The organism is Paraburkholderia steynii, assembly GCF_900100565.1.
GTDB classification, from domain to species: domain Bacteria; phylum Pseudomonadota; class Gammaproteobacteria; order Burkholderiales; family Burkholderiaceae; genus Paraburkholderia; species Paraburkholderia terrae.
The window spans coordinates 73197-100144 of sequence record NZ_FNDI01000028.1 but is presented as its reverse complement, the minus strand read 5'-3'; the positions used below and the strand labels follow the sequence as shown (position 1 = coordinate 100144).

23 protein-coding genes are annotated in these 26948 nt (G+C 59.0%); 6 read left to right on the top strand and 17 right to left on the bottom strand.

The window, feature by feature from the left end:
• Positions 1-14 precede the first annotated feature (14 nt).
• A complete protein-coding gene (locus tag BLT65_RS36340; RefSeq protein WP_091787453.1) occupies positions 15-980 on the bottom strand; it encodes a peptidoglycan DD-metalloendopeptidase family protein in 966 nt (321 codons plus the stop codon).
• Between the two features lie 430 nt (positions 981-1410).
• On the opposite strand from BLT65_RS36340, the gene BLT65_RS36335 reads away from it, so the two are divergent.
• The gene (locus BLT65_RS36335) at positions 1411-1818 is read left to right on the top strand and encodes a polyketide cyclase (RefSeq protein ID WP_091787450.1); all 408 of its coding nucleotides are present in this window, start codon (positions 1411-1413) and stop codon (positions 1816-1818) included.
• Positions 1819-1830: 12 nt separating this feature from the next.
• On the opposite strand, the gene BLT65_RS36330 is transcribed toward BLT65_RS36335, so the two are convergent.
• Positions 1831-2586, bottom strand: coding sequence for a DeoR/GlpR family DNA-binding transcription regulator (locus tag BLT65_RS36330; protein WP_091787447.1), 756 nt, complete (start codon positions 2584-2586; stop codon positions 1831-1833).
• Between the two features lie 101 nt (positions 2587-2687).
• Here BLT65_RS36330 and BLT65_RS36325 point away from each other — a divergent pair, with 101 nt between their 5' ends.
• Entirely contained in the window at positions 2688-3305 is a 618-nt protein-coding gene (locus tag BLT65_RS36325) for an NUDIX domain-containing protein (protein WP_091787444.1), read from the top strand.
• Between the two features lie 83 nt (positions 3306-3388).
• Here BLT65_RS36325 and BLT65_RS36320 read toward each other — a convergent pair whose 3' ends face one another.
• On the bottom strand, positions 3389-4540 hold the full coding sequence (locus BLT65_RS36320) for a porin (RefSeq protein ID WP_091787441.1): 1152 nt from the start codon (positions 4538-4540) through the stop codon (positions 3389-3391).
• Between the two features lie 483 nt (positions 4541-5023).
• Here BLT65_RS36320 and BLT65_RS36315 point away from each other — a divergent pair, with 483 nt between their 5' ends.
• Complete coding sequence (locus BLT65_RS36315) at positions 5024-6052, top strand: helix-turn-helix domain-containing protein (RefSeq protein ID WP_091787495.1); 1029 nt, start codon at positions 5024-5026, stop codon at positions 6050-6052.
• Positions 6053-6058: 6 nt separating this feature from the next.
• Entirely contained in the window at positions 6059-7429 is a 1371-nt protein-coding gene (locus tag BLT65_RS36310; protein ID WP_091787438.1) for an undecaprenyl-phosphate glucose phosphotransferase, read from the top strand.
• 206 nt (positions 7430-7635) lie between these two features.
• Here the strand turns inward: BLT65_RS36310 and BLT65_RS36305 are convergent, their stop codons facing one another.
• The 8 genes from BLT65_RS36305 to BLT65_RS36270 form a co-directional block, all read right to left on the bottom strand.
• The gene (locus tag BLT65_RS36305) at positions 7636-8895 is read right to left on the bottom strand and encodes a glycoside hydrolase family 71 protein (protein WP_244186903.1); all 1260 of its coding nucleotides are present in this window, start codon (positions 8893-8895) and stop codon (positions 7636-7638) included.
• 124 nt (positions 8896-9019) lie between these two features.
• On the bottom strand, positions 9020-10291 hold the full coding sequence (locus BLT65_RS36300; protein WP_244186901.1) for a hypothetical protein: 1272 nt from the start codon (positions 10289-10291) through the stop codon (positions 9020-9022).
• Positions 10284-12524 carry a glycosyltransferase gene (locus BLT65_RS48150; protein ID WP_091787433.1) on the bottom strand — a complete coding sequence of 747 codons (2241 nt, stop codon included), beginning with the start codon at positions 12522-12524 and terminating at the stop codon, positions 10284-10286. Before BLT65_RS48150 ends, BLT65_RS36300 begins: the two co-directional genes overlap by 8 nt.
• The gene (locus BLT65_RS36290; RefSeq protein ID WP_279634508.1) at positions 12511-13557 is read right to left on the bottom strand and encodes a glycosyltransferase; all 1047 of its coding nucleotides are present in this window, start codon (positions 13555-13557) and stop codon (positions 12511-12513) included. Before BLT65_RS36290 ends, BLT65_RS48150 begins: the two co-directional genes overlap by 14 nt.
• Positions 13558-13564: 7 nt before the next feature.
• The gene (locus BLT65_RS36285; RefSeq protein ID WP_091787427.1) at positions 13565-15010 is read right to left on the bottom strand and encodes a hypothetical protein; all 1446 of its coding nucleotides are present in this window, start codon (positions 15008-15010) and stop codon (positions 13565-13567) included.
• 35 nt (positions 15011-15045) lie between these two features.
• On the bottom strand, positions 15046-17280 hold the full coding sequence (locus tag BLT65_RS36280; protein ID WP_091787424.1) for a polysaccharide biosynthesis tyrosine autokinase: 2235 nt from the start codon (positions 17278-17280) through the stop codon (positions 15046-15048).
• Between the two features lie 12 nt (positions 17281-17292).
• Complete coding sequence (locus BLT65_RS36275; protein WP_091787421.1) at positions 17293-17730, bottom strand: low molecular weight protein-tyrosine-phosphatase; 438 nt, start codon at positions 17728-17730, stop codon at positions 17293-17295.
• A complete protein-coding gene (locus BLT65_RS36270; RefSeq protein WP_091787418.1) occupies positions 17727-18887 on the bottom strand; it encodes a polysaccharide biosynthesis/export family protein in 1161 nt (386 codons plus the stop codon). Before BLT65_RS36270 ends, BLT65_RS36275 begins: the two co-directional genes overlap by 4 nt.
• Positions 18888-19456: 569 nt before the next feature.
• Here BLT65_RS36270 and BLT65_RS36265 point away from each other — a divergent pair.
• Positions 19457-20560: an OpgC domain-containing protein gene (locus BLT65_RS36265; protein ID WP_091787415.1), complete on the top strand. Its 1104-nt coding sequence runs from the start codon at positions 19457-19459 to the stop codon at positions 20558-20560.
• A gap of 63 nt (positions 20561-20623) precedes the next feature.
• Here the strand turns inward: BLT65_RS36265 and BLT65_RS36260 are convergent, their stop codons facing one another.
• Complete coding sequence (locus BLT65_RS36260) at positions 20624-21709, bottom strand: AI-2E family transporter (protein WP_091787412.1); 1086 nt, start codon at positions 21707-21709, stop codon at positions 20624-20626.
• Positions 21710-22087: 378 nt separating this feature from the next.
• Between BLT65_RS36260 and BLT65_RS36255 the strand changes: the two genes are divergently transcribed.
• Positions 22088-22375, top strand: a complete 288-nt coding sequence (locus BLT65_RS36255; protein WP_007749046.1) for a DUF3331 domain-containing protein — start codon at positions 22088-22090, stop codon at positions 22373-22375.
• 44 nt (positions 22376-22419) lie between these two features.
• Here the strand turns inward: BLT65_RS36255 and BLT65_RS36250 are convergent, their stop codons facing one another.
• The 5 genes from BLT65_RS36250 to BLT65_RS36230 all read right to left on the bottom strand — a co-directional run bounded on the left by BLT65_RS36250 (position 22420) and on the right by BLT65_RS36230 (position 26940).
• Entirely contained in the window at positions 22420-23355 is a 936-nt protein-coding gene (locus BLT65_RS36250; RefSeq protein WP_091787409.1) for an alpha/beta hydrolase, read from the bottom strand.
• Between the two features lie 52 nt (positions 23356-23407).
• Positions 23408-23899 carry a thioesterase family protein gene (locus BLT65_RS36245; RefSeq protein WP_042314277.1) on the bottom strand — a complete coding sequence of 164 codons (492 nt, stop codon included), beginning with the start codon at positions 23897-23899 and terminating at the stop codon, positions 23408-23410.
• A gap of 88 nt (positions 23900-23987) precedes the next feature.
• A complete protein-coding gene (locus BLT65_RS36240) occupies positions 23988-24953 on the bottom strand; it encodes an L-carnitine dehydrogenase (protein WP_091787406.1) in 966 nt (321 codons plus the stop codon).
• Positions 24954-24984: 31 nt separating this feature from the next.
• Complete coding sequence (gene cdhC, locus BLT65_RS36235) at positions 24985-25914, bottom strand: 3-dehydrocarnitine:acetyl-CoA trimethylamine transferase CdhC (protein WP_042314279.1); 930 nt, start codon at positions 25912-25914, stop codon at positions 24985-24987.
• Positions 25915-25989: 75 nt separating this feature from the next.
• Entirely contained in the window at positions 25990-26940 is a 951-nt protein-coding gene (locus tag BLT65_RS36230; RefSeq protein ID WP_091787489.1) for a choline ABC transporter substrate-binding protein, read from the bottom strand.
• Positions 26941-26948: the final 8 nt, after the last annotated feature.

Here is a 26948-nt window from a genome sequence, read left to right as displayed (position 1 = left end):
GGCCGACGCGAGCCTTATCCGCGTTGATGCGGCAGGAACGGCATCGGATCGATCGGCTTGCCGTCGCGGCGCAGTTCGAACAGCACGGAAACGCGCGAGTTGTTCTCGCTGCCCATCTCGGCGATCTGCTGACCCCTGCGCACGATATCGCCCGTCTTCACGAGCAACTTGCGGTTGTGCGCGTAGGCCGTCAGGAAATCCTTGTTGTGCTGGACGATGATGAGACTGCCGTACTCGTTCAGCCCCGTGCCGGCGTACATGACCTTGCCGTCGGCGGCCGCGCGGATCGGGTCGCCCGGCTTGCCGCCGATTTCGATGCCGCGCGTCTCGCCAGCCTGAAAGCCTTCGACGACATTGCCTTGCGCTGGCCAGATCAGCGACACGCCCTTCGCGTGGCGCGCCAGTTCGGCGTTCACTTCGCGGGCGTCGGCGGGGCTCGGCGCAGGGGCGCCTGTTGCGGGTGCCGATGCCGTCGTGTTCGAAGTGGCGGTCGTTTTACTGGCAGCACCGCTTGCCGTGCTGCTCGATGCGCTTGACGTGCCGCTCGAAGCCGCTGCGGCGCCATTTGCATTGAGCGGCGTCGCGCCCTGCGCCGGAGCCGGACCGGCTGGACCGTTCGGAACGGCGACCATCTTCACCGCATCCGGCGACGACACCTTCAGCGCCTGCCCGATATGCAAGCGCGAGGACGGCTTCAGATGATTCCACGCGAGGACTTGCTTGACCGTGACGTTGTGGCTGCGCGCGATGCGCGCCAGCGAATCGCCGCGACGCACCTTATAGACGACGGGCGGAACCGGCTGCGCGACCATCTGGGTCGCAGGCGCCGCGGGCGCCGGATCGGCTGCCGTTTGCGCGGCCGATGCCGCATCGTTCTTTTTCGCGTCCTGCTCGCCGACATGCGCGCAGGCGCCCAACATCAAGGCGAGCGTGAAGCTCGCGAAACTGGCCCAGGTCCTGTCGAATCCATTCTTCGACATATGCTCTCCCGCATGATTCGTTCAAAGACCGGATGCGTGCGGCTCGCCCAATCAGCGGATGTCGAAAGACACCCGCGGGAGGCGCGCAGCATGCCGCCTCGTTGCGGCCTCAACCGTCCGGCGCGTTGCCGGGGCCAATCCGTCATCTCGCTCGGAGCCGCGTCATATCTGATGCGATCTTCCGCTAAAGGGGTCGGAATAGCCTTCTAAATTAAAGCCGCATTGTAAAGTGCAGGCGCCGGAAAACGCGGCGCGCGAACACTCTGATACAAAATGTTTAATCGCGGTAATTTTCGGTGGATGGCAGGTAGATCGATAGCCTATCGACTGCCTTTTAAACCACGCGTCATAAAGCCGCTCTATCTCATATCGGCACCGCGCGCGCGAAACTTGAGAAGTACCCCGCCGTTTCAACAGCATGGAGACGTCAATGGCCGACATTAGCGAATCGAAAACGATCAGCGTGGCGATCGCGCGCGACTCGCGCGAGGTGTACGCGTTCATGGAGCATCCGCTGTCCTTCGCACAGTGGGCGTCGGGGCTCGGCAAGCCGTTGCGCGGCGAAGGCACGCGATGGACGTTCGAAAGCGCGGACGGCAAATCCGTCGACGTGCGCTTCACGCCGCGCAATCCGTATGGCGTGCTCGATCATTATGTGAGCACCGGACAGGGAAACGAGATCTATATACCGATGCGCGTGGTCGCGAACCGCGAAGGCAGCGAAGTGCTGTGTACGCTGTTCCGGACAGCGGGCATGAGCGACGCACAATTCGCCGCGGACGCAAAGTGGGTCGAACGCGATCTCGCTGAACTGAAGCGCTTTCTCGAGCAGCAATAGAGTCCGCTCGATTCACGCGCGCACGATCGTCACGCCGAGCGCTTCGAACGGCGCCGTGGTCGACGCGGGCGCGCCCTTCTCGACGATGATCGTGCTCGCCGCGTCGATGCCCGCAATCATGTACGCCGACGCGGCATTCAACTTTTCCGACGATACGAGCACGACCGTCTCCGCCGCGCGCGCCACCAGCGCGCGTTTCACGTAGGCCTCTTCGAGATCGCCCGTGCTCAACCCCGCCTCGGGATGAACGCCCGTCACGCCCATGAAGTACAGATCGGCGCGGATGTGGCCGAGCGCCTCGATCGCGGCCGCCCCTACCGTCACCATCGAATGACGGAACAGCCTCCCGCCGATGATCACGACCTCCAGCGCTTCGTGCGCCGCGAGTTCGACGGCGACGCTCGGACTGTGCGTCACGATCGTCGCGCGCAGGTCGGCGGAGAGATGGCGCGCCAGCTGGATGGCAGTCGTACCGCCGTCGATGAAGGCGATCTGGCCGGGCGCGATCATCCGCGCGGCGGCCCGACCGATCGCCGCCTTCGCTTCCGAGCCGATCGCCTGGCGCCCCGCCAGATTCGCCACCGCTGGCGATGAAGGCAATGCGCCGCCGTGGACGCGCTGCAGTTTGCCTTCTGCGGCGAGTTCGCGCAGGTCGCGGCGCACCGTGTCTTCCGAGACGCCGAATGCCTCGCTCAGCGGTTTGGCGAGCACCTGGCCGTCGCGCTGAAGCGCATCGAGAATCAGATTCTTACGTTGGGAAGTCAGCATCTATTTGTCTGATGGTGTCGCTTTTTCGGAATTGCACGAATTTTCTTGATATTGCACGAATCTGCACGATACCATGATTCCGTTCGAGACAAGGAGGATTCATGGGCAACACGGCTGACCGCGTGCGTTTCGTCGATGTGCAGGTGCTATCCGACGACTGGTACGTGCTGAAGAAGAACACCTTCGACTACCAGCGCGCCGACGGCAGCTGGCAGCGACAGAGCCGCGAGACCTACGATCGCGGCAACGGCGCGACGCTGCTGCTCTACGATCCGCGGCGACGGACCGTCGTGCTGACGCGGCAGTTCCGCTTGCCTGCGTTCGTCAATGGACACGAAGGGATGTTGATCGAAACGCCCGCCGGTCTGCTCGAAGAGGCATCGCCGGAGGAAAGGATTCGCGCTGAAGTCGAAGAGGAAACGGGCTATCGCGTGGAGCGCGTGCGCAAGGTGTTCGAGGCGTTCATGAGTCCGGGTTCGGTGACCGAGAAGCTCTACTTCTTTGTCGCCGAATACGATACCGATGCGCGCATCAGCCATGGCGGCGGAATCGCCGACGAGGGCGAAGATATCGAAGTACTCGAGTTGCCCTTCGACGATGCACTAGCGATGGTCGCGTGCGGCGAGATCATGGACGGCAAGACCATCATGTTGCTGCAGTACGCGGCGCTTCATCTGTTTGTGAATGAATGCGCAGCGGCGAACGAGATGCGCGAATAAAAAAACCCGTCGGGCTTCAAATGAAGCGCGACGGGAAATGCGTGGAAATCTCACGACACGAATGTCGCTTGCTACATGCGCGATCAGAACTTGTGGCGAATCGCTGCGCGGAACGCGAGCTGGTTCGACGTCGACGACGGAGCCTGCGTGCCGAGAATAAACGCGTTGTCCATGATCGAATTCGTCTTGTCGCCCGCGACCTTCTGGTACACGCCCTGAACGTAGAAGTCCGTGCGCTTGGAGATGTTGTAGTCCGCCATCAGGCCGACCGTATGGACCTTCGGTTTGACGCCGCCCGTCGATGAATCGTAGTTCTCCAGCGTGTACACGTATTCGCCGCCGACATAGAACGCGGGCGTCAACTGGTACTTCGCATTCAGTTCGAAGTTCTGGAACCGCAGGCGATTGAGCGTCGAGCCAGCCGCGACGATCGCGCCAGGCGTGCCGAGATAGCCGTTGCCGGTCGGGTTGTGGTAGTCCGAGTTCGTGTAGGCAAAGCCGACCGTCGCCGAGCCGAACGTGTAGTTGATGCCCCCGCCGAATACACGCATACGCTGGGCGAGGAAGCTGGCGTCGTTGGTTGCGATCGCGCCGCCCGACGTTGCGCCCGTGTTGTTCGCCTGCAGGTAAGCGGCGGCAAGCAACAAGCCGCCCGTCGCGTATTGCGCGCCGAAGCTGTACTGACGGTTGTTGGCGAAATTCACGTCGTTGCTGAAGCTATACGTGCCGCCGAACTGGAAGCCGGCGATATCCGGGCTTGCGTACTTGACCGTGTTGTTGACGCGGAACGAGTTGTCCGTGTTGTCGTTATCGAACGGGTGCGAGAACAGATAGCCGGACCAGTTGCCGTTCGACGTCGTTTGCGCAAGATAGTCGACGACGGAATCGTATTGACGGCCCAACGTGACCGTACCGAACCGGTCGTTCGACACGCCGACGTACGCCTGACGGCCGAACATGCGGCCACCCTGCCCCAAACGGCCACTATTCAGGTCGAAGCCGTTTTCGAGCTGGAAGATCGCCTTGTTGCCGCCGCCCAGATCTTCTGCGCCTTTCAAGCCCCAACGGCTGCCTTGCGCGTAGCCGCTTTGCAATTCGACGACGCTGTGGCCGTTGACGCTATTCGTATAGTTGACGCCTTCGTCGATCACGCCGTACAGCGTGACGCTGCTTTGCGCGAAAACGGGAGCGGTGAAGGCGGCTGTAGCGGCCAGCGCGATGACCTGTTTCTTCATTGGACGATCTCCGATTTTGGTAGATATGGTGGTTGGCGTGTGTTCTGGATTTAACATTTTTTGTTCGGCATGCTTACTATTTGTTCAGCTTTTTGCCGTTTTGTATGCACGCACTTCCGGTTAGGGGTGCGTGCAACGGACGTGATGCTGCCCGAGCGCCATCGCGTCGTCTAGTTGAAGTCAGGACAGGGCTGAAATTCGTTGTGAAATGCCCACGAATGGTGCATCAATTCGTGGGATTGAATGTGTCTGTAGGGGGAATTCGACGTCTCGTCGCGTATTTTCGCTAAAGCTCTCCTGCACGAAACTTCTACACCGCGAATCGGAATTGTCCGATAGGACTTGCAGAAATGGATTCGTATTCTCTGCGCCTCTATGTAGCGCGTGCTTAAGCTAGTGACAGAGCTTCGAACCGGACCGTTCGTCTCAATGCTCAACTACGCTTCGCGCCAAGGCTCACCGATACGCGGCCGGGAGGCATTGATGAAGACGACTTACTACGAGGTTTCGCGTAATCCGAACCGCGCTCTTCCAAATCAGGCTGCGAGCCTTGGTACGCACGTTATCGGGATCTTCGTTTTCGACGGGTTTTCGATGTTGCCGGCAGTGGAAGTCGCCGACGTATTCGACAAGGCGAATCAGGTCCTGGCTGGTGGGCATGATGACGCGCCCCGCTACAGGACGGTTTTTGTTTCGAGCCACGGTGGTTGTGTGTCCAGTTCCGCGCGCATCGACGTGTTGACACAACCGGCTGAGCAGTTTTGCTCCGCTCGGGCGGTCTTCGTCGCGAGCGGAGAAATGGCTGTGGACATTACAAGAGATGTGAAGTTCAGTGAATGGGTTCGCGGGACAACGTCACAGATTGATGAGGTTTTCGTTATTGGAAATAGCGATGCTGCGCTGTCTAACATCAGTGAGTCCGGCCAAACTTTTGCCGGTGACCTCCAACCTGTCGATCCGACAGGCAACAACACATCCGATCATGCATCGCGGTCAGCAGTGCGGCACTCGCTTGGATTGATCAGGCAGGACTTTGGTTTGTCCGTGTTGCGACGAGTACTCGAACATCTTCCTGATACTGGATTGCCGGAATTCAATGCGATCGCAGCGAATGGTGCCAAGTCGATCAAGGAGAGGATTCACGAGAGTGCGCGGTGGATCACGCGCAACTGCAATAGGCCAATTTCGATCACGGTCGCCGCACAGACCGCAGGGATGAGCGACCGCTCGTATTTGCGGCATTTTCGAGCGGAAATCGGAGTGAAGCCGTCCGAGCATCTGCGACGGTCGCGCGTTGAGCTGGCCGCGGCCATGCTCACATCAAGTGACTTGCCGGTCGACAAAATTGCTCGGCGCTGCGGACTGACGAGTGGGGAATGTCTTGCAAGACTCTTTCGGCAGGTTTGGGATATTTCGCCGACGGAGTATCGGAACCGGTTGCGTTCTCAACACACAGAAGCGCGTGAATTCATTCGCGTCCATCCGCTACTTTCGAATGTCACTGGCGCATAAAAATCGATGCTGACACCCATTTCTAAAGCCACGGATTTTCTCTGCATTTCGGGCGCTGCCTATATTTCGCAAAGCATCGTCTTTCGCGACAGTACTACGTTCACGCATATTGATGGTCTCGTGGGTCTTGTTGGGCTCATGCTTCCTTTTCTAACGTTCCGATTGACGAAGGTTTATCAACCCTTCCGCAACGATTCGGCGTTCAGTAGCGTTATGCGCGTCCTGTTTGCCTGGGTCTGCGCTCAGCTAGTTCTGGTCGCAATATCCCAGCCCTATCCCAATGGCGACCTGCGAAACCGCTGGCTGCTATGGTGGACCGTGATTGCAGTTTTCGCGCTGGTTGCGGGGCGTTGCGCTATCCATGCGCTGCCGTCAATCCTCCGCTCTTGGCGATTCGCACCGACACGCGTTGCAATCGTCGCGCCACGGGGTGCCAAAACCGATCTCTTGGGACGGATAGCTTCACAGACCAGAAACGCGTTCGTTCCAGAAGTGATTTTCGATCCGTCTCTACCAAGCGATACGTTCGTCGATCAAATCCCGGTCGTACACAAGATGAATGCGTTCAAACAGATAATGCGGGCGCAGAACCTCAGGGAAATCTGGATTATCAATCCGCCATTTCAACCAATCTCTGTTGAGCATCTATTCGAAACATTTCGGAACGATTTCGTCAATATTCGTGTACTGCCTGTTCTGGAGGGTAGCCCATCCACCGAGAACGTGGTCGGCATCTATCGCGGCGTCCCCGTCTTGAATGTAATGGCTACGCCTGAACGTGGCTGGGATATCTTGCCTAAAGAAATATTTGATCGCATCTTTGCTCTGTTCGTGTTGCTTGCAATTTCTCCGGTGCTATTAGCAGTTTCTGTTGCCGTGAAGTTGTCGTCGCCTGGTCCCATCTTGTTCCGGCAGTATCGCAAAGGTATGAATGGCGATGTCTTTTCGATCTATAAGTTTCGCACCATGTATCAGGGGGCTGACAAACCCGGAACTGTTGCTCAGGCGCGCAAGGGCGACGCGCGCGTCACCAGAGTGGGACGCTTTCTGCGGAGTACAAGTCTTGACGAATTTCCGCAATTTCTCAATGTGCTCAAGGGGGAAATGTCGGTTGTTGGACCGCGTCCGCATGCCGTGGAACATGACGAGTACTACAAGGATCTCGTACAGCACTATATGTTCCGTTATCGGATTAAACCAGGCATCACGGGGTGGGCGCAGGTAAACGGGTATCGGGGTGAGACGGCAGAGATCGAAAAGATGGAAGCGCGGGTCAGGTTCGATATGCATTACATCCAGTATTGGACGTTTTGGATGGATATGAAGATTATTGCGTTGACAATCGTCAAGGGGTTCGTTGGCAAGAGCGCGTACTAATACATGCCTTGTTTTAACTTGTTATTTCGAAAAAACAACCTTTCTTCCCGTGACTTTCTTATGCGGTTATTATTTATCTATTAGATATGTAAGTGAATCGGAATCCCATACCAGACCAAAACGAAATACTGTGACGGCGATTGGGATACCCTTGCTCTTGCTCGACTGGAGTATGGGTAAGGCACGGGAAAGGATACGCTCGCGCGTCAAACATCGTTCGGATCCCATGAACCGCTGAAGTAGTTGAATGCGCCGCTGAAGTCATCTTTGCGAATGGGCTCTTCGCCCTTCTTTTCGGCGATGGTGCTGCCGTTGCGAGTAAGCGTGAAGCGTGGTACTCCGGGCATTGATGGTGCGGTGACTTCGCTGACGCCAGCCGGCAAATCATGCACCGTACACGTGTTGCCCTGCCCGATGGCGAGGGTCGCAGGCCCGGTCAGGAACAATGTTACGTGAACTTTCTCGGTCAATCTGGTGTGGGATCGTGGGGCGATGACACTGCCAAAGGATGCGCCGATGCCCACGCCTACACCCACCGGATGTAAGCGATAGAAGTAGTAGAACTTATCCTGATTAATCTCAGGCGCGGCGCCGCTCTTGAACCACTCTATGAAATAGCGACTCGCATCAAGGTACGCACGATGGTTCAGCAAAGCACCGAAGCGCGGGTTATAGACTTGCGCGCGGGTATTACTGCTGATCGGGGCGACGTATGTTGATTCTGCCCAGTCGTTCCATGTCACTATCTGCACCCAATCGGTATTCGAGTGAATCGCAGAGAGCCATTCGGTCGCCATGCCCGAGAAACCGTTGGTTTCGAATGCACGGTAGTTCGTACCATTGGGCAAGCCTCGGTAATACGGCGTGACAGACGCCATAAACAGCTTGCCGGCCGACTTCAGCGAGGCACTCAGATTTTTGACGGAGCTTGCCAGCGAATCCGGTGCACCGGCTGCGCCGAAATAGAAATACCCTTGCGCGGCAAAACAGCGAGTCGCGACCTCCCTCGCGACGGGACCATTGATTTCCGCTTCGCCAGTCGAAGGTACGAAGTGAGGAACGAAATACACGCCAAGCGATTTCGCTTGCTCGATCAGCGCTTCGCAGCGCGCAGGATTCTTGCCGCCTAACGCATATGCCGAAACCACCGACCTCCCGGCGACCCTCAATTGCGCGGGGAGACCGGCGGTGCTTTGCACAATGTCGTCCAGCTCGTCTTGAGCTTTTCCATCTGCCGATACGAAAAGCTTGAAACCGTTGCCGAATTGCTCGGCGGCACGATACATCTTCAGAACGCGTGCGCGATAAAGCGGTTCGCTGCGATTCCAGCCGCCACAGTTCAGGGCGAAGCCGTCGATGCCACGTTCCTGTGCGTCGCGGAACTCAGCAATGTAATCGTCGACGCTCGCGTTCGGGCCACCGCGCGGCCACGCAACCATGTAGTGTGCAAACACTCTCTTGCCCATGGGTTGCACAGCCGATACACGTGAAGCCATCCACGCAGACGGGGCACTCAGGCATCCCAAAAGCAAGGTTCTACGTTTCATTTCTGCGAGGTCAGGAAGTGAGGAGCGTCGGCGCGGCGTCTGCCTATAGCGTTGTGAGCGAGCGCCTCGCTACGCGGCGACTGAAAAGCAACGACAGAATCAGCACTAGCATACCTGTGATCACAATACCCGCCAGCGCGCCGATTAACCCGAAGCCATACGATAGTACCGAAACCAAAAGCAGCGACGCACCGACTTCAAACGTTGAGATCCTGACGAATGATGCGCGGTCCGCGGAGAACACAATGATTGATAGCACACGGCACAAGAAGATCAGCGTGGCGCCGAGGAACGCAACAAACATGAAGGCCAACTGCATCACATGGGAGCCGAGGGCTGCGGTCGGAAACAGATGAACGCGGCATGCAAACCAGCTCGCCATCGACACGAACGCAATGAAGACCAGAGCACCCACTGCCATGACGTGGCGTTGCGGCAAATACAGGAGCGCAGCCATCACCCGTTTAAAGCCGCCCGTAAGTACAAGCGCGACTCCTTGGCCGCAATTGAATGCGAGGTTATGCACGCTCTTAACACCGCGATACAGAGATCCCGACGCCGGCCCGAGGATGAAGGTGACGATCATGATGTCAATGTGTTTTGCCCCGGAAAATATCGCGTTCCCGTACCAACTACCTAGAATCTCTTTGCGATTCTCCAAGAAAAATGTCTTATAGTCGAAAGTGCGAAAGTTGAAATTCTCCGCTTGAGGACGGAAGAATTCAGATCCGCACGGAGGCCCGCGACGTGTCGAATGCAGATACGCGATGAGCAGCATCGCCCCATAGATCGCCTCCACAAGCAACAGCAGGTCTGGGAAAAACGGCTCAAGTGAGCGATTCGTGATCAGCAGCACGACGATCAATACTCGGCTCACTGCGGATACCGTCGAGATCAAGCAGATGGTACCGCTGCGTCCGTAAAACCGCATAACGCCTAGCGCGTAATGCGACAGCCCATAGCACATCGGCGCCAGCACCATCGGCACGCCAAGCTGCGTCCGCGCAAATACACCGCAATATGCGAGCAGCGTGCCGAAAATCGAGAACACCGCAGTCGAACCGACTGCGCTGAAACAATCGAGGAAGATCAATGTTGATACACGCGATCGCACTTTCTCGACGGTGAAGATGCGAGGCGAGCCGAAGTTGAAAAGGTCGATCGCAACGAAAAAGAACGCCAGAAGTGCGTACGATTTGCCCAGCCATTCTGCGTCCAAATAACGCAGCGCAAGTGCCACCGCTACGAAATTTCCTACGGCGGGCAACGCAGACGTAAGCATCACGTAAACAACATCTCGCTTCAAGTCAGCCATACGCTTTCAGTGCTTCGCAATAGCGGCTGTAATGTGCTTGCAACTCCGTATAGCGAAACCGCAGCACCGCTTCGCGCTGCCGTTGTTTCTGCTGCTCACGCCATTTCGCATCCGTGACGACACTCGCGATTCTTTCGGTCAGGGCATCAATGTCAGCCGGCGGCACGAGACTCGTGGGATCAAGCACCTCCGCGACGCCGCCTACGTGTGTCGCAATGACGGAAACGCCAACGGCCATGGCTTCGAGCAGCGCTCGCGGCATACCTTCCTGTAGCGACGGCAGCACAAAGAGTTCATGTCGGCTCACCGTACGAAGCACATCGTCCCCATTCAATGCGCCATCGAAATGTACGACGTCCTCAAGGCCAAGTCGCACTGCCAATTGTTCGAAATCGGTGCGCAACATACCATCGCCAACAAGCGTGAGCTCGACGTTCAGCGCCCGTTGACGCAGCGCGGCCACCGCACGCAGCAAAATCTCGTGGCCCTTGCTTTCGTTGTGCATCATTGCGACGTTTACGATGCGGAACACGCCGCCGTCGTCGTGCGTGTTGCGCGCATCGTCGCGGCTATCGAACGACTCGTCCGGCAGATACACATCACTGAAACCGAACGAGCGTGCCCGCGTTCGCGGTGGATAAGCCATCTGCAACGCACGGTCGGTGACGTAGCGCACGGTCCGGCCGTACTTGGCCGCATGACGCGTAGCTCCGCAATGCACCCAGCGCGCGACACGGCGGAGCGGATGACGCGAAGCAGAATCACTGAAATAGTCGGCCGGATCGGCGACGATCTCCGCGGAAAACGGCCTGCCACTTGCACGGCAGAGCAACATCGCTATCGACGAAAGGTTTCCCGGAAAACGCAATACCAGAAGATCCGCATTGTGAATGACACGCCAGATGCGCCCTATCAGCTTCGGCAACTGCACGATCCACGCCGTGACGCCGCGTGGACTGCCAACGTCAATGAATTGCGCGCCTTCACCTGTAACGAGTTCTCCCCGTGCGTGCGGCGCCGGAAACGACCGGGCCGCGACTTGCACCCTTGCGAAGCTCTCCGTGAATCGAGCCGCGAACTTGCGGTATCCCATGTGTGGGCTATATATCTGATCGCCGACCTTCTGGAAGTTACCATCGATCAGAAACGTGATTGACGGACTGCTTTCGTCCTGGAGTAACTTCACCAGTTCCCCGTAGCGATTCGCCGACGAGCCAGCCAACTTCTGCCAGAAAGGGGCTGGGTCACACCTGAGTTCTTCGATTGCAGCAGCGACAGCATTGGGATCGAAGCTTTCCGCATGGAACGCGTATTCGGACAACCCCAGATCGCTGTACGCTGCCTGCCCTTTTCGCTCGTAAGCGATATGAATGCTTGGCAGCCCTCCAAGCACGCTTTCCAGACTGCCGTGCAGCCGCACAGACACGACGATCGCATCCTCACAGCGGATAACATCGCGCAATGAAGGCGCCGAGTCAACGCCGAACACATGCTGATAGAACAGGTCGTCGCTATTCCCACGCCCCGCGCTCTGTAATGCGAGGTTTGCGTCCGGCGTCAGTTCGATCAGATGTCGCAGTTTCGCGATATAGGCGTCCGAATACGGCTTGTCACCCAGGTCGCGAAATACAAAGTACACCTTCCGTCGCGCGCTCCGTGTCAAACATTTGCTGGCAGCGAGTTCAATCGCATGCGGCCGCTTGCTTATTTCCAACACGACAAGATCCCCGATCCGCACCGCATGCCGATGATTCAACTCGCGCACGCTTTTGTCGTCGCGCAGAAAGATGGTATCAACATGACGGCGCACAAGCCATTTGAGCATGTAGCCCGGCGCCGTCGAAAAAGGTCCGACGCTTTGTGGGAGATAGATCCGCGTGCGGGGCCTCCATAGGGACGCGCAGAATATCTGCAATCCATGCGCAATTAGCGTTTTGCAGCCCTCTTTCCACGTCCCGGCGCGCAAATAGCCGCCGCCCACGCCGAAAAATACTGCCCCGCGCTGGCGCCACGCATGTGTAATCGTTCGTATAACGAACTGATCAAGTGAAATCAAATTGATTTGCGGCTCATCAAGATAGTCGACGAACGACTCCGGGTCCAGACAAACGACAGTGACGACCTGCCTGAAACCGGCCTCGCGAATGGCGCGCAAGCTCAGTTTGACCAACAGCCCGTCGCCACTGTTTCGTGAGCTGTAGGCGTGCAACAGATAGACGTCAGACACTCTCATAGTAGTTCATCAAGGACTTGAAAAATCTTTCCGCATTGAATGCGTGGTCGAACACGTGACGCGAATTCGCGCCCATGCGACGGCATTCGTCAATGGACAGTGAGTTGAGCTGCTCGGCAAGGCAAGCACCCGTGAGTTGACGCAGCATTAGACCGTTGTAGCCATGAATGACCTGCTCCGGTAGCGAGCTTTCGCTCGAGACGACCAGCACCTTTCCGGCTCGCATAGCTTCGATCGGTACGAGCGCAAGCCCTTCCCAACGAGACGGAACCACGATTACATCCATCCTCCGCATCGCGCGCCTCGCATCTTCCGGGCCAACCCAGCCGTGATACGTAACGCACGGCGCTCCGTCCGGCATCGCGACGCCGCCGCGTACTGCTGTCCCGAACACATGGACCTGGAGGTGGTCCTTAAGCAGCGGCAAGGCGTCGACGAGGATGTCAAAGCCCTTCTGATAGTCAAGCCGCCCGAAATAGCCAACATGAATGTGCCGCGCGGGCTGCGTGGCGGCTTCCGTTTCGACGTCGATGCGCTCGGCCGCGACGTCCGTCGGGATACCCGTATACACAAGTTCCAGCTTGTCCGACCCAATACCATACTTGTTTGCCGCGCGCACTTCGTCGAACGACATGCAGAGAATCCGTGTGCAACGGCGCGCCAGCCACTTCTCAACCAGCGCGAAGGCGAACGCGGTCATGCGTGAGATGTCTTTCTTCATGAACGACCACGCGTGCGGTGTGTACAGTACCTTCTCCTCGCCGAAGTAGCTCAGGCGTACATATACGCCCGCATAGGAGCTATGACAGTGAATTACGTCCGCATGCAGCAGTTTGATAATCTTGCGTACTGCCCGCGAGATCGCAACAAATCTGAGCGGATTGCGACTCGACCGGTATGGCACGATGTCAATACCATCGACATCGAGCTTTGCGACATCCATGTTATCTGGATCGCATACAAGCACCACGTTGTGCCCGCAACTGCGCTGTTCGATCATCAGCGCCGTCACGTAACTGGCGATGCCACCCACCCAAGTTTCAACTACGTGGACTATCTTCAACGCGTACCTCTACCTTTCGATGGAAACGACGTGTTCCGAACTTTTTTTGTCTCAGCAGCAGTGCCATCGGAAATGCGAACAACACGATCCATCGCATTCCGTAGTAAGCAAGGACGTTCAAATCGAACAGGAGAAACAGGAAAGGCAGTGGGTACGACACAATCTTGACGGGTATCCAGCGCCAGCCCGTGCCGAGGCCCATCATCGTGATCCTCGTGATCAGCCATGCGAGTGCCACGAACGACAGAAGATAGCCAAACATACCGAAATTAACGAGTAATTCCCCCGGCATTCCAAACAGCAGTGTCGTCTCGTCGGACTGGTTGGTCTCTGTTTCTCGAACGATATCGCTCTTCTCGCGGGCAAACGTTTCAGGTTTATCTTTCCAGATTGCCTTCGGAATAATTGCAGCCACGCCGCCAATGAGACTTCGGCCCATGGCGAATGTGTATCCCGGCTTCGACACCGAATCGAGTGCCTGCACTTGCACATCGAAACGCGAGAGATCTCGAAACAGGAAAAAGCTGAGCGGCCCCATCGACAGTTGGAGCATCCGCTGGTCCGCAAAATTTTTCGACAGATTTTCAATCTGCGAATAGTCAATGCCGAACTTCATTGGAATCATTGCCAGACCGCCAACGGCGACACAGATGCCAACGATCTTCGCTGCGCGCCGGCTAATAGGCGTAACAAGCGTGTGGTAGGTGAGACATGCGAATAGCACAACAAACACAATGCCTTGCCTGTTACCGAACACGCCGGACGATAGCCATCCGAGCACAATCAGCTGGACGAAGGCAAAAATCCTTATCAGACGACTGCGCCACGGCCTAAGCATGACGCACACGAAAACCCAGAGCGGAGCGGTATTGGCGAATGCCTGCACGACACCGAGCCCCTCCAGGGGATCATTCTTCGTCACCGACGTTTCGAGGCGAACCGCGTAGAGCTGCGCGATTTGAGCATAGCCGCCGAGCTTCAGGTAAATGAACGCGAGTGCAGCCAGAGAGAGCACCGCATAACCATAAACCCAGCGGCTCACGACGGCGACGGACGGTCGCATGTCCGGGACAGCGCTCGACGCCGTGCGCTTGCCACGCATTGCGATAAGCGCAAAGTTCATCGCCCAGATTCCGATGATGTTTAACACGAACCATTCGATCGTCGCGGAGTTCTGCTGAGACAAGAGCGTCAGATAGATTTCGTCGCGCGCGATCAACTGGCCAGCTGGAAGTACGCAGAAATACGCGAGCGCGAACAGCCGCCATAGGCGGAGCAATTCGGTATCGGCCTTGATGCACCAGATGCTCGCGGCGACAAGCAGCAGAAGACAGACCGTCAACGTCTCGGCACCACCGAGATAGAGCGCGGCAAAGAGCCCCGCTATCGCGGTGCCGCCCAGAAGCAGCCAGAGGAACGGCATCTTCGGAACTCGACGCCGGCTCGCGCGCATTCCGCTCATCTCTTTACGCACTTCGGGCTCTGATACTGATAAGCAACGTAACGATACGCACCATGCTTCGATCGATATCCAAATGCACGCGCATCTACCCCGTTGAATATCACGCCCTTGAGCGGTGCGTTTGCACGTTGTAGTTGTCGCGCGCTTTCAGTGATCTCACCGAGCACCGTCTTTTGAAAGCGTGCGACGAGGAAGACCGTACCCGCGAGGGCAGCCATTGCTGGAGTGTCAGAGACCGCAAGCACCGGCGGCGTATCAATGATTACCATGTCATATCGCGAACCAAGCAATTCCATCAGATTGTTCATGCGATCGCTAAGCAGAAGGTCCGACGCATTAGGTGGAATGCTGCCAGTTGTCAGCAGATCGAGACCCGGCGACACCTCGCGCTGAATGACAGCTTCGGCCGCGGCGTGGCCTGCAAGCACGTTTGACAGACCCTGACCACGTTCCTGGCCGAAATACTGATGGAGGTGCCCGCGCCGCATGTCCGCGTCGATGAGCAGCACCCGCTTGTTACCACCGCAAAGCACGCTCGCGAGGTTGGCAGAAACGAACGACTTACCGATGCCCGGTGCAGGGCCGGTCAGCAGCAAACGATTGTTCGGCGCTTCGAGCATCGCGAAGCTCAAAGCGGTGCGCAGGCTACGCAGACTTTCAATCGACGGCTCGTCGGGATGCGACTCAGCGAGCAGATACTTACCCGGCCTACCTGACTGCATGCCCACGTTTAGCGATTTCTGAACCTGTGAGAGTGGAATCGTGCCGTATACGTTGAGGCCAGCAAAACGCTCGATGTCCTGCGCGTCCGTGACACCGCCGTACAGCATTTCCCGTACAAACGCGGCGCCGATGCCGAGCATTAAACCCACGATTGCAGCAATCCCGATCAAGAGTGGCTTCTTTGGTGATACCGGATCTTCCGGGACGCGTGCTTCGTCAACCTGACGAACGCTGGCTACCTTGCCCGCTGCCACCAGCTTCAACTGCTGAATGTTGTTTAGCGTTCCGACGTAGATGTCTTGAGCGACCTGCACATCACGCATCAGCGAAACCGCGTCCTGCTGGCGATTCGGCAAGAGCTTCATGCGGTCATTCAAGTCGCGCGCCTTGGCTTTCATCGCATCGATCTGTGCGTCAAGCGCGACAATGGCGGGATGAGCCGCCGCGTATCGTGTTGCGAGATCGGCGCGCTTTTGCTGGAGGTCGAGCAGGCCACTTTGCGCGGCGACGCTTTGTTGTAGAAAGGTTTGCGCCTCGACGCTAACGTCGAACATGCCGCTTTGGTTCCGCATGGCGTTGTATCGCTTCTCCGCGACTTCGAGATCATGCTTCAGCCCCGGCAGCAATGCTTCAAGAAACTGCGATGACTTGTCCGCTTCGGCAGTTTTCCGCTTCACGTTTTGCGCAACGTACGCGTCTCCTATCCGATTGAGAATATCTGATATCTGCTGCGGATCGCTGCCACGCAGCGCGCCAATAATGATGTCACTCTGCTTGCCTTTCTGCTGCATCTTGAGCATTTGCTGCAGATCAGTCAGCGTCTTGAGCTTTGATTCGCGAGTCAGATAGAATGCGGCGCCCGGCTTCGCGTGCACGCCCGCGACGAGGAGGTGAAGATGGCCAACGCTCTGCTCGATGTCCAGTGGCTTGCCAACGATGCCTTCGATCGGTGAATCAAGGTCTGACTGCGTCAAACGGAAGCGTTGGTTTCCCAGTAGCGTTAGCCGAAAACGTTCGCCTTCAAGCTCTTTTGGCACGTCGAATTCACGTACGTCGATCGATTCGTTTCCCCAGCAGAAACCACCCCACCCAGCCAGACCCGGAGTGGAGAGCGATTTTGCGTTTTGAGCGACACGCCAGCCGATCAGCGGAAAATAACGTGGCCGCGCATCGATATAAAGACGCATGCTATTCACTGCCTGATCGACCACCGTCCGCGATTGCAGGATCTCCAACTCGCCCTCAGTTTGAGTCTTCACGGCGAACAGCGATGACACGTCGCCGAGCAGAGAACTCGCACTCGTCGGGTTATCCTCTTCGACCTGGACCATGATGTCCGCTTCGTATGACGGCTTCGCTAGAAATGAATAAGCGACCCCCAGCAGCACAACGACGGCGAAGACGCTCGCGATAAGCCAGCGACTGGCAATCAGTATGTCCAGGTAGCGAATGAGGTCATCATCCTCGTCAGTGTGATCCTCGACCATCAGGCCGGACTGCTTGTTCATCTTGTTTTCTCGTTATGCCATTGCTTTTATGCGTGGTACCCATGCGCCGATGCCGATCCGGATCAACTCGTACGCATCGTGGAAGTGTTCCAAGGATTTTCCGTACGGATCGGGCACGTCAAAGCGCCCGATCTCGCCGATCCGAAACACCTTGCCCGATGCGCCTGGGTGCTGGCGCATGATCTTGTGCTTATGCGCCGCTTCCATTGCCAGGATCAGATCGGCGGACCGAACGAGTTCAACGTTCAACTGCTGTGCTCGATGCGATGCGATGTCGAGTCCCGCTTCGCCTGCAACGCGTGTCGCCATCGGATCGGGCGCCGAACCTATGACGGCGTGGAGCCCGGCAGACACCACAGTGACGCCGCAGACTTCGCGACTGATCAGGTACTGCGCCATTGGGCTGCGGCAGATGTTGCCGACGCATACGACCAATATCGACTTGATCATTTGGTCACGATCGCACCGGTTAGCGCCGCGTTAACGGCGGGCAACAGCAGGCTCAGCACTCGAGAGAAGCGCACAAGCCCGTTACTATCGACATACACCACGTCACGGGGATTGAGCTCGAACTGATTCGCGAGAATCATCGAAACCGGGGATTTCGCTTCAAGATGGAATATCTGTGGAATCGGACTCATGGAGTCGCGAATGACATAAACTTCCGATGCGTCTGCCGTCGAGTTGTTCAGGCTTCCAGCTTGGGCGATCGCTTCGCTCAAGGTCAGCCGTCCACTTTTCATCGGCACTGCTGTAACGGGCTTGTTCACCTCGCCCATTACAAATACCCCGTTCTCATCACGTGCAACTACGCGAAGAAGATCGCCGTTCTTCAGAAGGATCTTCGCTGGATTAAGACCTTCGTCCAACATCCCGGTCAAATCCACTGAATATGAGCGCCCGCCGCGGACCAGAACCATCCGGCTCTGGTCCGCGGTAGACGCGAAGCCACCCGCCCTGTTGACTGCGTCATAAAGGGTCATCGGGATGTCGTTGAGCGGCAGCGCACCCGGCGCGTGTACTTCACCATCGACGTAGATTTGCTTGGCGCGAAACGACGCAACACGCACCGTGACTTGCGGCTTGACGAACACCTGCGCCAGCGCAACGGCAAGACGCCGCTGAACCTGCTCAGGTTTCAGACCCTCGACATGAATCGGCCCGACGTACGGAAAATCCAGATTGCCATCCTGGTCAATCACGAATCCGGGTACGGGATCGGAAGGTCGTATGGCTGCTTGCCCGATGGGACCTTGCGCCTGCACTAACTCCGGGTGATCCCAAACCGTAATCTGAAGAACATCGCCCTTGCCGAGCGTGTAGGGTTCGGCTGTTGTCAAAAGGCTTTGTATCTGGCGCGAACTTGTACGCGACAGGCCTTCCTTCATCCGCGCGATCAGCGCGGCATCTATGGTGGAGATGGGCACGCGCGAATCCTGAACGCCGGGTTGAGCACCCGTCTCGCTCGTCGACGATTCGACTGGCGAAGTCATCTTCATTCCAGGCGCCATTGCACAACCCGACAATCCCGCACACGCCGCGATCACTGCTACAAGCCAGCAGTTCAAGCTCGAACGATTGCGCGGCGTATTCAAAACCGCTTTCATTGCCCATCCTTTTATTTTCGCTCGCACCCGCCCTCAGGCGATCGCGCCGCGGCTTGTCGCATCGAGCCCAAGGCGTCGATGCGTATCCTTCCGTCGATCGACCAGGATTCATCCTGAGGTGGTCTATGTGGACGGTTGGCTCACCGCTTCCGCGCACGCATCTCAAAACGTGCTGCATTTCAGCGACCCGCAAGCATACGAACCCACCCACCACCTTTCCCGCCAATACCCGAACCGTTTTCGCCAACCCCCATCTCATATTTCGGACCAGACCTCACGGACGCCAACCACGTTCCCAAGAAAAACACAATCCGGAGGAACTCTGAGAGATAATGTCGGTCCACATGAGGTCGTGCGGCGATTCCACGTTCGGTTCCTATGCTGCAAAGCCCCATAGAAACCGCCACGAACCAACGCCGTGCTACCGCGCCAAAGCCCTCCCACGCCCACCGCAGGGACCGCGACCAGCGCAACAGTCACAAAGCAACACCCCAAATTCCAGCCTCACCGAGCTCGCGCTGCGCGTCACCCGCGCACCGTCTTGGGAGGCGTTTTCGCCGAAAAAACGCATGCAGACATCCAAAAACCGTCTAATCGAACTGGACTTCTTCCGAGGGCTAGTTCTTATATTTATCGTCGTCGACCACATCGGCGGCAGCATCCTGTCGCGCGCGACGCTGCACGCGTACGCGCTGTGCGACGCGGCCGAAGTCTTCGTCTTCCTCGGTGGATTCGCGACGGCCACGGCCTACGCGTCGCTCGCGAAGCGCCACACGGAAGCCGATGCGCGCAACCGCTTCTTCAAGCGCTCGCTCGAGCTGTATAGGGCGTTTCTGATTACGGCCGTCCTGATGCTGCTCGTAAGCGCCGTGATGAGCGCGTTCAGCATCGACGCGCCCAACATGGCCACGACCGATCTCGACGACATGATGGACACGCCCACCGCGGTCCTGCGCGACATCCTGCTATTCCGTCGCCAGCCGTATCTGGCATCGGTGCTGCCCATGTACGCGTTCTTCGCGTTTGCCGTGCCCGCCATCCTGCCGCTTGCGCGCAGCAAGCCGTGGCTGCTGCTGGCGGGCAGTCTCGCCGTGTGGTCGATTGCGCCGTCGCTGCTGCCGCATCTGCCCGTCGCGGAAGACGCGCAATGGGACTTCAATCCCTTCGCGTGGCAATTGATGTTCGTGCTCGGCGTGATCGCGCAGACGCAGCCCGTCTATCAGCGCGCAAGTGCGCACCGCCACGGGTGGCTATTGACTGTACTCGCCTGCGGCATCATCGCAGCTGCCGCCTGGTTCAAGCTGTTCGTGGAAGTGGGGCCGCTGGACAGCAGCCTGAAACAGAATCTGTCGTGGCTGCGCGCGGTGAATTTCCTCGCGATCGCATGGCTCGTCGCGAACATGGTGCGCATCGGCTGGGCGAGAGCGCTCGCGCAGCGCCTGCCGTGGGTCGGACTCGTCGGGCGCAAAGGCCTCTTGTGCTTCGTCGCGGGGACGGTGATCTCGCTTGTCGTCGACTCGCTGCTCTACACAGCCACCGACGGTTATCTGAACATACCGCTCGGCCTCGTCGCCGACGCCGTCGCGATCGGCTCGCTGTTCGCCGTCGCCAAAGTATCGGTGCCGATCTCGCGCGTACTGACGCTGCGCCTACGCGGCTCGGGCCCCGCCTGAAGTTCGCGATCAGGTAGTTCCGCGAGCCTCACTCAACCAGACACTGCATCAAGAAAGGGCGCATCAGCGCTCGACCCACTCGGTCCATAGCACCATCAGCACCGTCATCAGCGCCGGGCCGACGAATAGCCCGAGCAGCCCGAACGTCTCCGCGCCGCCGAGAATCCCGAACAGCACGAGCAGAAACGGCAGCCGCGCCGAACTGCCGATCAGCACCGGCCGCACGAAGTGCTCGGCGACAAACGCAACGACGAAGCCGAACACGGCAAGGCCAATCGCAGGAACGAGCGCGCCTTGCTCGATGAAAAGCCAAAGCGCCGCGCCGCAGAATACGATCGGCGCGCAAAACGGCAACATCGCGGCGACGGCCGTGACGAACCCGAGCAGCGCCGCGTGCGGGACCCCCGTCAGCATATAGGCAAGCAGCAGCAGCGCGCCCTCGCCGATCCCGACGACCACCAGCCCCGACACCGTCCCGCGCACAGCCGCCGCCATCCGCTCGGCGAGATGCATGCCGTCATAGCCGAACGCGCGCCGCATGCCCTTCATCAATTCGCCCGACAGCTTCGGCCCAGCCTGAAAGATCACGAACAGCGTGACGAGCATGAAGCCGAACAGCATCAGCGCGTGCGCGGCCCGCGCGCCGAAATGCCTGCCGAACGTGACGACAGCTCCGCCGTGCAAGCCCTTCATCGCAGGCGAATCGCGCAGCGGCTGGGTCAGGTTGTCCTGCCACCAGGCCCCGATCTGCGCTGCGCCAAACGGCAAATGCTGGATGAAGTCCGGCAACGGAATGCCGTTCTCCTGCACGTCACGCGCCCATTCGATCACGTCGTGCGCCTCGGCCGCCGCCTGCGCAATCCCGATCCCGACAGGCAGCAGAAACAGCAAGCCGATGGCAATGGTCAGAACGGTCGCGATAAGCGTCGAACGCCCCTTGAACAGGCTGTGTTCTTCGATCCGGTGAAACGCCGGCCACAGCGCAATTGCGATCACGCAAGCCCACGCAATGGCCGGCACGAAATCGCGGATCACCCAGATCGCCAGCGCCACCATCACGGCATACAGCGCGGCCGAAGCGATCCGCTGCATCTTGCGGCGATTCGGGATGTCGGCCTCGGGTGGAACGTCGGGCGGGCGCTGATTCATGTGACCTCGTGATGGACTCGATGCGCGTTCAACGACCGCGAATCGCAATGATGGGGCGGGCAAACATCGTCAGCGGATAGGCGCATGCGCAATGCCTGCGCACGCTCGCCACGGCGTTGCCAAGCCGTTCATCTTAAAGGATGCAACGATTGCCGGCAGACCAGGCAAACGGTCCGGCCCTTTTCTGCCGTTCGTACAACAGTTCGTTGCATATTTGCGTGCAATCGATATAACGAGCCGCAAAACGGCTTTATACCGTCCGCGTGCATACCCAAGACCTGATTATTGCTAAATCGGGAACAGTGTTTCTACGCGAGCACAATGGCTCTCACGCGCGCGCGGGTCTAAATTCGGCACACCACAAATACGGAGCCGACCATGACCACGCTGGAGTGTTTACCGTTGATGGGCGCTAACGGGTTGCGCATCGAGATTCTCGAACACTCTGACACGACGCTGGTGATCCGCTGGATCGAACCCGGCCGCTGCCATTATGGCGAGCAACGCTGGCGCCGCCGCTCGGCGCATACGTCCGGCACGTGCGCCGTTTCACGCAGAAAGATCCGGCGTGGCGACGCCGTCTTCAAGCCAGCCGAACGCCCCGCTCCCGCGAACGCCTCTGCCATGATCGCGGCCGAAGTGCTCGAGCACGCATTCGCTGCATAACCGACGTTTCTTGCAACAATCGGCAATCGTCGGGGTTCCCGACGTCAACCGCCAGCGTGTTCGACGAGGAAGCGGCACACTTCGCGATGCATCCATTGCACGCCGGGACTCGTCGCCAGCGCGCGCCACGATCCGTGGACGAGGCCAATGCCGACAGGCGCACTCGCCTGCCCTCCCGCGGCACGGATGCGTTCTGCAAAGACGTGGGCATCGTCGCGCAATGGATCGTGCTCGACGCCGATCGCAAGCGTCGGCGGAAATCCATCATAGCGTGATGCTTCGAGCGGAACGGTCCACGCGTAACCGTGTGCCCGGCCGCCCCAATACAGCGCGCCGCAGCGGCGCACATCCGCAAGCGTGAGCATGGGCGCATCGGCTTCCGAGTTGCGCGCGGGCAATTGCGGTTCGATGCCCAGCATCGGATAAACCAGCGCGACGCTGCGCACACCCGCTTTCCCCTCATCACGCAGACGCATCGCGACACTCGCCGCGAGCGTGCCGCCCGCGCTGTCGCCTGCCAGTTGCAGCGAACGCGGTAGCGGACCGAACGGCAGGCGGTCATCGAGCGCGGCGCGCGTGACGGCGAGGCAATCGTCGTGAGCGGCCGGCGCGGCGTGCTCTGGCGCAAGCCGATAATCGACGGCCACCACGCACAACCCGGTATCCGCCGCGATGCGCGCCGTGATCAGGTCGTGACTGTCGAGCGATCCGACGACGAACCCGCCGCCATGAAAATACAGCACGGTGCCCGCCGACCGCGCGTGCTCAGCGGGCGCATACAGGCGCACGCCGAACGTGTGCCCATCGGGCGATGTGAAAGGCGCGTCGTGAGTCGTGACGCCATCGGGCAATGGCGGGGTGAACGCGGCGGCGTACCGTTCGTACACCGCCCGCTGTTCGCCAAACGTCGACGCAGATCGATCGCGCGGATAAAGCCCCTTCGTGCGCTCGACGAATGCAACCATCTCAGGTTCGAGCATGTCGCGTGCTCCGCTTGTGTTTTTCTGATCATGCACGCGAATGCGCGCGGCGCTATTTGCGCGTTTGCCCCGGCAAGCCAATCACGCGCCCCGCGTATCGCGGCGCAGGCAGCGCCGCTTGCGCATCGACGAGCGCGCGCACGCGCGCCTCGACATCGCTGTCGAACACCGCTGAACGCGGCCCGCTGGTGTCGACGTGCAACAGCATCTGCTCCCCCGCCGCGACAGCTTCAGCGCCATCGCCAGCGAACATTTCGAGGTACAGGTGCATGCGCTTGGCGTCATGCGCGAGTACGCGCATCTCGACTCGCACTCGGGCGCCTTCCTTGATTTCGTGCAGATAGTGGATGTGCGCTTCGAGCGTATAGATCGAGCGGCCACGCGCTTTGCGCACCGCGTCGTCGAGGCCGATCTGGTCGATCAGCGCATCGGTGGCGAAGCTGAAAATCAGCATATAGAACGCGTCGCGCAGATGGCCGTTGTAGTCGACCCACTCGGCGCGCACGACGTCGTGATACGCAGGCAATTCCGCGTGTCGCGGCATGGCGAATGTCTCCGTCGCTTTGAATGAGGTACTGCACGCGCGGGACATCTGTTTCGATGCCCCGCACACGCACAGATATTACCCGACCTTATTCGTCGGCCCTCAAGCCATGACGCGCTTTCGTTTCCGCAATCGCGGACAGCACGTTTGTGATGCATTCGTCGCGATAGCGTTCGAGTTGCTTGATCGAACGCGGACCGACCTGCTCCGCCGTTCCGTCCACCACGCGATCGATCAACTGATCCGTCAGCTTCGGCGCGACGAGTTTCGTCCACGGCAATTCCAGCGCGGGCCCGAATTGCTGCATGAAATGCCGCATGCCTGCGTCGCCGCCAGCGAGCGTATAGGTGAGGAACGTCCCCATGAACGACCAGCGGATGCCCGCGCCAAAGCGGATCGCATCGTCGATTTCCCCTGTCGTCGCGACGCCTTCGTCGACCAGATGCAGCGCCTCGCGCCACAGCGCTTCGAGCAGCCGGTCGGCGATAAAGCCCGGCACTTCCTTGCGCACATGCAGCGGCCGCATGCCGAGCGCGCGATAGATGCTCATTGCGGCGTCGACGGTCGAAGGCGCGGTTTGCTCACCACCCAGCACTTCGACAAGCGGCAACAGATACACGGGGTTGAACGGATGTCCGACGATACAGCGCTCGGGGTGCAACGCGCGCGCATAGAAATCAGTCGGCAGCAGGCCCGATGTCGACGATGCGATGATCGCATCGGGCTTCGCCGCGCGGCTAATCTGTTCATGCAACGCGAGCTTCAATTCCTCGCGTTCAGGCGCGCTTTCCTGAATGAAGTCGGCATCCGCGACGCACGCTTCAATCGTCTTAACGAAACGCAGACGCTCCTGTGAGGCACCCGCCGCGAGTCCGACGCGTTCGAGCGCGGGCCATGCATTCGCGACGTTGTCGCGCAACTGCTTCTCCGCGCCCGGCGCCGGGTCCCACGCAATAACGTCGAGCCCATGCGCGAGCGCACGCGCCACCCAGCCGCTGCCGATCACACCTGCGCCGATTGCTGCAAAAGTCTTGATATCCGTAATCACTGCCATTGCCGATGATCCTCTCGAATAGTTCAACGCGTTATGCGAACTGTTCCGCGGCACGCTTTTCAAGCAGCCGTTCGCCACGTGCAGGCAAGCCGAGTTTCTTGCGGCCTTCCGCCGGTGTCAGCGCGCGGCCACCAAGCCGTTCGATGATTTCAACGGCGCGCGTGACCAGCGAGCCATTGCTCGCAGGCACGCCCTTGTCGAGCCAGATGTTGTCTTCGAGACCCACGCGCACGTGACCGCCGAGCAGCATCGCCTGCGCGACCATCGGCATCTGCATCCGGCCGATGCCGAAGCCCGCCCATTGCGCGCCTGGCGGCAAGTTGTCGACCATGGCCTTCATCGTCGTGGTGTCGGCGGGCGCGCCCCACGGAATGCCGAGGCACAGTTGAAACATCGGCGGCGCATCGAGCAGGCCTTCTTTCAGCAATTGATTGGCGAACCACAGGTGGCCCGTATCGAAGATCTCCAGTTCCGGCTTGACGCCGAGTTCCTGAATGCGCTTCGCGCCCGCCCGCAATTGAGCGGGCGTCGATACGTAGATATAGTCGCCGTCGCCGAAATTGAGCGTGCCGCAATCGAGCGTGCAGATCTCCGGCAAAAGCTCTTCAACGTGGGCAAGCCGCGTCAGACCGCCGACCAGATCGGTGCCTGCGCCGAAGCGCATCGGATCTTCGCCGGGACCGATCTCCAGGTCGCCACCCATGCCCGCCGTCAGATTGATGATGACGTCCGTATCCGCGGAACGAATGCGGTCGACGACCTCGCGATACAGATTCGGATCGCGGCTGCCGCGTCCCGTTTTCGGATCGCGCACATGGCAATGCGCGACGGTTGCGCCTGCTTTCGCGGCTTCGATCGCGGCATCGGCGATCTGTTTCGGCGTGACGGGAATGGCGGGATGCCTGCCGACGGTGTCGCCTGCACCCGTGACGGCGCAGGTCACGATCACTTCATGGTTCATGCGTGCAATTCCTGTTAACTGTGGTGTCTGATTAGTTGCAATGGAAAAGTACTTTCCGTATTCGAATGTCGAACCTCAAAGACCGAGATAAGCTTTCACGGCAGGCAAGCCATCCTTGCCGTCATACGTCTTGACGCCTGCGAGCCATTCGTCGAGTACTTGCGGATTCTTTTTCAAATACGCTTTAGCGGCTTCGGCGGGTTTCTCCTTGTTCATCACCGACTGCATCACGACGTTCTCGAGTTGCGTGGTAAAGCGAAGATTGCTCACGAGCTTTCCAGCGTTCGGGCAGCGCGTCAGAAAGTCCGGTGAAGTCAGCGTATAGACACGCGCTTCGCCATCGTTCGGACCGAACACGCCTTCGCTCCCGCTCAGGTATTTCATATCGAGCTGAATGTTCATCGGATGCGGCTGCCAACCCAGAAAGACCACCCATTTCTTCTCGCGCACCGCGCGGTCGACGGTCACGAGCATGCCCGCCTCGCTCGATTCGATCAGCTTGAATCCGCCCAGACCGAACTGATTGGTCGCAATCATCTTCTGGATTGCGGCATTCGCGCTGCTGCCCGGCTCGATGCCATAGATCTTTCCGTCGAGTTCCGCGCGATGCTTCGCGATATCGGCGAAAGTCTTCAGTCCCGCGTCGTACTCGTAAGTGGGCACGGCAAACGTCGCCCTTGCGCCCGTCAGATTAGGCGGCTGCAAGACGTTGATCGACTTCGCGTCGACGAACGGCGCAATCGCCTTTTCCTGTACGGGCCACCAGTACCCGAGCGAGACGTCTAGCTGCTTGCTCTTCAATCCGGCAAACGAGATCGGCACGGATGCCACCGTCGTCACCGGTTGATAACCCAGCCCTTCGAACACCGTCGACGCGAGTGCCGTCGTCGACGTGATGTCGGTCCAGCCGATATCCGCGAAATGGACGGCGCGGCAGCTCGGCGGGTCCTGCGCGAGAGCGGGCAGCGACAGTGCGGCCAGAAGGCCGGCAAGACATGCGGAAACGGCTTTGATGATCAACTTCATGACGATCC

Bases quoted from the DNA above. Each gene is read 5' to 3' on its own strand.
- BLT65_RS36330 (WP_091787447.1), bottom strand. From the start codon at position 2,586: ATGCTGACTTCCCAACGTAAGAATCTGATTCTCGATGCGCTTCAGCGC.
- BLT65_RS36305 (WP_244186903.1), bottom strand. From the start codon at position 8,895: ATGGGCAAGAGAGTGTTTGCACACTACATGGTTGCGTGGCCGCGCGGT.
- BLT65_RS36300 (WP_244186901.1), bottom strand. From the start codon at position 10,291: ATGGCTGACTTGAAGCGAGATGTTGTTTACGTGATGCTTACGTCTGCG.
- BLT65_RS36265 (WP_091787415.1), top strand. From the start codon at position 19,457: ATGCAGACATCCAAAAACCGTCTAATCGAACTGGACTTCTTCCGAGGG.
- BLT65_RS36250 (WP_091787409.1), bottom strand. From the start codon at position 23,355: ATGCTCGAACCTGAGATGGTTGCATTCGTCGAGCGCACGAAGGGGCTT.
- BLT65_RS36245 (WP_042314277.1), bottom strand. From the start codon at position 23,899: ATGCCGCGACACGCGGAATTGCCTGCGTATCACGACGTCGTGCGCGCC.
- BLT65_RS36325 (WP_091787444.1), top strand. From the start codon at position 2,688: ATGGGCAACACGGCTGACCGCGTGCGTTTCGTCGATGTGCAGGTGCTA.
- BLT65_RS36230 (WP_091787489.1), bottom strand. From the start codon at position 26,940: ATGAAGTTGATCATCAAAGCCGTTTCCGCATGTCTTGCCGGCCTTCTG.
- BLT65_RS36335 (WP_091787450.1), top strand. From the start codon at position 1,411: ATGGCCGACATTAGCGAATCGAAAACGATCAGCGTGGCGATCGCGCGC.
- BLT65_RS36340 (WP_091787453.1), bottom strand. From the start codon at position 980: ATGTCGAAGAATGGATTCGACAGGACCTGGGCCAGTTTCGCGAGCTTC.
- BLT65_RS36260 (WP_091787412.1), bottom strand. From the start codon at position 21,709: ATGAATCAGCGCCCGCCCGACGTTCCACCCGAGGCCGACATCCCGAAT.
- BLT65_RS48150 (WP_091787433.1), bottom strand. From the start codon at position 12,524: ATGAGAGTGTCTGACGTCTATCTGTTGCACGCCTACAGCTCACGAAAC.
- BLT65_RS36285 (WP_091787427.1), bottom strand. From the start codon at position 15,010: ATGCCGTTCCTCTGGCTGCTTCTGGGCGGCACCGCGATAGCGGGGCTC.
- BLT65_RS36315 (WP_091787495.1), top strand. From the start codon at position 5,024: ATGAAGACGACTTACTACGAGGTTTCGCGTAATCCGAACCGCGCTCTT.
- BLT65_RS36270 (WP_091787418.1), bottom strand. From the start codon at position 18,887: ATGAAAGCGGTTTTGAATACGCCGCGCAATCGTTCGAGCTTGAACTGC.
- cdhC (WP_042314279.1), bottom strand. From the start codon at position 25,914: ATGAACCATGAAGTGATCGTGACCTGCGCCGTCACGGGTGCAGGCGAC.
- BLT65_RS36320 (WP_091787441.1), bottom strand. From the start codon at position 4,540: ATGAAGAAACAGGTCATCGCGCTGGCCGCTACAGCCGCCTTCACCGCT.
- BLT65_RS36310 (WP_091787438.1), top strand. From the start codon at position 6,059: ATGCTGACACCCATTTCTAAAGCCACGGATTTTCTCTGCATTTCGGGC.
- BLT65_RS36255 (WP_007749046.1), top strand. From the start codon at position 22,088: ATGACCACGCTGGAGTGTTTACCGTTGATGGGCGCTAACGGGTTGCGC.
- BLT65_RS36280 (WP_091787424.1), bottom strand. From the start codon at position 17,280: ATGAACAAGCAGTCCGGCCTGATGGTCGAGGATCACACTGACGAGGAT.
- BLT65_RS36275 (WP_091787421.1), bottom strand. From the start codon at position 17,730: ATGATCAAGTCGATATTGGTCGTATGCGTCGGCAACATCTGCCGCAGC.
- BLT65_RS36240 (WP_091787406.1), bottom strand. From the start codon at position 24,953: ATGGCAGTGATTACGGATATCAAGACTTTTGCAGCAATCGGCGCAGGT.